Source organism: Pseudoalteromonas sp. SR41-1 (genome assembly GCF_014164015.1).
Lineage (GTDB): Bacteria > Pseudomonadota > Gammaproteobacteria > Enterobacterales > Alteromonadaceae > Pseudoalteromonas > Pseudoalteromonas distincta.
This window is the reverse complement of sequence record NZ_JACJEK010000041.1, coordinates 1-3,611: the sequence shown is the minus strand read 5'-3', so window position 1 is coordinate 3,611 and position 3,611 is coordinate 1. Positions and strand designations below refer to the sequence as shown.

Below are 3,611 nucleotides of genomic sequence, written 5' to 3'. Positions count from 1 at the left end.
ACGTACCAACATATAATCGGCTATATAATTTAAAAATGGGGAACGTGTTTTCATACTATTACCAATAATGGCGCTGTTTTTATATACAGTATAGTTGTGATGCACACATATTCAAGAAAATGAGCGGCGAGCGCATTTTCTCTTTTATTGAGAGTTTGAATGCTAATAAAAATTATATATAGCAATGTGTTAAGTTATTTGGTAAAAATGATTTATAAAATACATGAGAGTATTGTTGGCAGAAATATGCGCGATGAGCGCACTATTAAATTGTTAGGTTTCTATGAAATTACTCTCATTTTTTCTTATGATTTTATTTATTTCTGGGTGTGCTAACAGTTCTCGAGAAGAGCGTCTGGCTGAAGAAAAATACTGGGAATATGTAGAGGAATATACCGCTGCATTAAAGCAGCCAACTCCCAGCATTATAAGTTCAGGAGCCATTTTTAACTTTGTCTATCTAAACTCAAAAGCAGAAATAATTCGTACTGTAACCGCTAAACTAACTAATGAAAAAGTGCGCTCGTGTTCGATGGAAAATGCCCTAAAAATGGAAATTTTAGTTGAGCAACCTGAAAGAAAACCTATATTTGCAGAATCAACTGAAATTGCAGCTTATTCAGTCTTAGGAGGTAGCTTTCATTTTTCGCTTAGAGCAAACATATGTGATGGAGGCATGGATGTACATGGTACAGTTGATGAGTTTGGCTTTGCTGGAGAGGAGGTTATTTCATCATGGCCATGTCCAGATATTGAAAAGTGCCCTGAACCCATTTCTAACTTAGTAGTTGGAGCACCGGTACAACCTAACAATCTGCTGTAGCCGCTCGCGGGCTCGCTGGGACGCAAACACATGGGCTGCGTCGCTTCGCTCCTAAATTTTAGCCCATGTGTTTCCGCCCCTAAGCAGGGTGTTAGAAGACTAGCGATGATTTATGAGCCTAAGGTTGTAAAAGTAGAGACTGGTTTCGAATCAGACTCTACAGTAGACATTGACGAAATTACATTCGACAAAGAATGCTTAAACATTGCTGTTAAATCGAAGAGTTGGAGTATAAAAGCTCATTTCGATGCTATTTATGGTTTCAGAGTGCTTGATGAAGGTGATTTAGGCGAGTTTTGGAGTGATTGTAACTTAAAAACTGGTTGGTGTTTTGAAGTAATCGACGGTGGCTGGAATGCACTGGAAAACACCAGAGAACACTTCATTACTGGTAAGCTATATCAGCCGAGGGAATACCTAATTATTGGTTTAAACGAGTGTGTTTCGGTTTTAGCTTTTGAGCAACCAAAGGTAGTAGAAACATCGTCTTCTAACAAACCACTGTAGTCACTCGCTGGCGCTCGTTGGGACACAAACACGCAGGCTCCCTTCGCTTCGCTCCGTATTATAGCCTGCGTATTTGTGCCCCTAAGTGGGGCGTTAGGTGACTTTGGTGAAACTCTTTATTTCGGCGATTATCTGCTGGTTAAGTGTCACATTTATTCAGGTAACTGCGTTTCAGTGGGATGGAATAGATTTCACTTTAATAGAGTTACCTAATTTGGTTTCACTTATTGGTATAACAAGTCTTTTTGTAGCCTTTTATATGCTGATTTTAGGCGGTAGCGCTCTTATAGTAATGAAAAAATTTAATTTATTAAATCGAGTTCATTACGTTAGTGCAGGTGTTATCTGTAGCTTACCCATGATTTTTTCAGGTGAAATCGAATGGCAGATTGCTGCTGTAGTTTCAGGGCTTTGTTCAGGTGTAATAATGTCCTCTATGGCAAATAAGCAAACAGTCACCTAACAAGAAAATCAACAAGGACTAAAAACAGTGGGCTGTTCGCTTCGCTCCATTTTAGCCCACTATTTTTAGCCTGTTATTTGGGCGTTAGTTGCCAAGAGTGAATATGGATATACAACAACATTTGGAAACACAGAGACAGGCGTATCTGGAAAATCCATCAGATTACTCTTTACCAAATGAAAGTACTGTTCTGCTTGGCGGTAAAAGCTACAATCAGAATATTTGGCAAGATCAATTTTCTGATTCAGCCTTAGTAATATTTGAACTTACGTCTAATGGACTACTCGTCTCAAAACATTTTTGTTTAGGCGTTAAATATAATGCAGATGGTTCTCAGGACCTTCTGTCCAATGAAGAACTTTGGGAAATAGGAATTCCGTAATATGGCAACTAACAAAAACATCAGAAAATAAACGAAAATAAACAAGACACCCATCCTAAATTTTGCACTTTTCGAAGTTAAAGGCTAGCCTTTATTTAGTGCAAAAAACAAGCAGGGTGTCTTATGGCTATCGCGAGAAAGTGTCAAGTAAGTTTGGTTGATACAAAATACTACCATTGTATTTCACGTTGCGTGCGTCGTGCTTTTTTGTGTGGTGAAGACCGCTTTACAGGTCAATCTTATGAGCATCGACGAGGCTAGGTTGAAGATAGGTTGCTCTTATTAGGAAAAATATTTTGTATTGATGTATGTGCTTATGCCGTCATGAGTAATCATACGCATTTAGTATTGTATGTTGATGATAAGAAAGCGAATAGGCTAAATGATAAAGCGATTATTATTCGCTGGCATAAACTCTGTAAAGGCACATTGCTAACGCAAAAATATGTACAAGGTGAAAAGCTAAGTAAAGTTGAACTCATCTTTTTCAATCAAACGGTTAAACAATACCGCGAACGCCTAGCAAGTATCAGCTGGTTTATGCGATTACTAAATGAAGACATTGCCCGCAGAGCGAACAAAGAAGATAACTGCACAGGGAGGTTCTGGGAGGGCAGATTCAAATCGCAAGCATTACTAGATGAAGCAGCACTTGCAGCTTGTATGGCCTATGTCGATTTAAATCCCATTAGAGCTAAAATGGCTAACACACCAGAAGAATCAGACCGTACCAGTGTACAAAAGCGCTTAACATGCGCCGCAGAAGGTAAACAGCCTCAACAGTTATTACGTTTTGCAGGTATGCCACGTCAGATTATGCCAAAAGGACTCTCGTTTGAGCTTAAATCGTACCTCGAACTTGTTGAATTAACAGGACGTTGTATACGAGAAGACAAGCGAGGATATATTGAAAGTACAGACTTGCCTCTTCTAGAAAGAGTGAATATATCTCCAGAAAACTGGTTAAAGCTTACAACCCAATTTACGCACGTATTTCATGGCGCAGTGGGTAGGCCAGCCTCACAAGAAGGTTATTGTGAAAACTTAAACCGAAAGCGGCGAGCGAATATCAGTAACTGCAAAAAGCTACTGGCATAAAGTTTCAACTAAACCAGTAAAACTATTCATTAATAATCATAACTGCATCATGCAGGCATTTTCATGCGTGTAATTTAGATTAAGAGCGCTAGTGACTTATTTGATGTATGAAATGAAAGTAACCCGGCGATAAAAGATAAATTATTAACCTAAAAATTAAATTTAATAGTAACGTTTTGTTCGTTCAATTAGAGTGGCTGTCTAGTTTAGTTTTCTTAAGCCACTTCCATACATAAGGGCTGCAATTAAATAATAGCGCTTATTTAAATGAGCCATCAACATTTTAACTTCCTCTGGGGTCATCACTACAGGGAGCTTTGCTTGTTTTTTACTACGGG

General features: G+C 38.5%; 4 protein-coding genes and 1 pseudogene. All 5 read left to right on the top strand.

The annotated features are described in order from the left end of the window. Positions 1 to 283 precede the first annotated feature (283 nt). The 5 genes and pseudogenes from H5118_RS20285 to H5118_RS20265 all read left to right on the top strand — a co-directional run bounded on the left by H5118_RS20285 (position 284) and on the right by H5118_RS20265 (position 3,273). The gene (locus H5118_RS20285) at positions 284 to 823 is read left to right on the top strand and encodes a hypothetical protein (protein ID WP_182749976.1); all 540 of its coding nucleotides are present in this window, start codon (positions 284 to 286) and stop codon (positions 821 to 823) included. Positions 824 to 928: 105 nt separating this feature from the next. Continuing rightward, a complete protein-coding gene (locus tag H5118_RS20280; RefSeq protein WP_182749974.1) occupies positions 929 to 1,330 on the top strand; it encodes a hypothetical protein in 402 nt (133 codons plus the stop codon). A 106-nt stretch (positions 1,331 to 1,436) separates the two neighbouring features. Further along, a complete protein-coding gene (locus tag H5118_RS20275; RefSeq protein WP_182749972.1) occupies positions 1,437 to 1,793 on the top strand; it encodes a hypothetical protein in 357 nt (118 codons plus the stop codon). Between the two features lie 103 nt (positions 1,794 to 1,896). Next, a complete protein-coding gene (locus H5118_RS20270; RefSeq protein WP_182749971.1) occupies positions 1,897 to 2,175 on the top strand; it encodes a hypothetical protein in 279 nt (92 codons plus the stop codon). 123 nt (positions 2,176 to 2,298) lie between these two features. Continuing rightward, positions 2,299 to 3,273 (top strand): annotated as a pseudogene (locus H5118_RS20265) (transposase). Positions 3,274 to 3,611 lie beyond the last annotated feature (338 nt).

What these genes read in the sequence shown, in the direction of transcription:
- H5118_RS20285 (WP_182749976.1), top strand. Translation starts at nt 284, where the DNA reads ATGAAATTACTCTCATTTTTTCTTATGATTTTATTTATTTCTGGGTGT.
- H5118_RS20280 (WP_182749974.1), top strand. Translation starts at nt 929, where the DNA reads ATGATTTATGAGCCTAAGGTTGTAAAAGTAGAGACTGGTTTCGAATCA.
- H5118_RS20270 (WP_182749971.1), top strand. Translation starts at nt 1,897, where the DNA reads ATGGATATACAACAACATTTGGAAACACAGAGACAGGCGTATCTGGAA.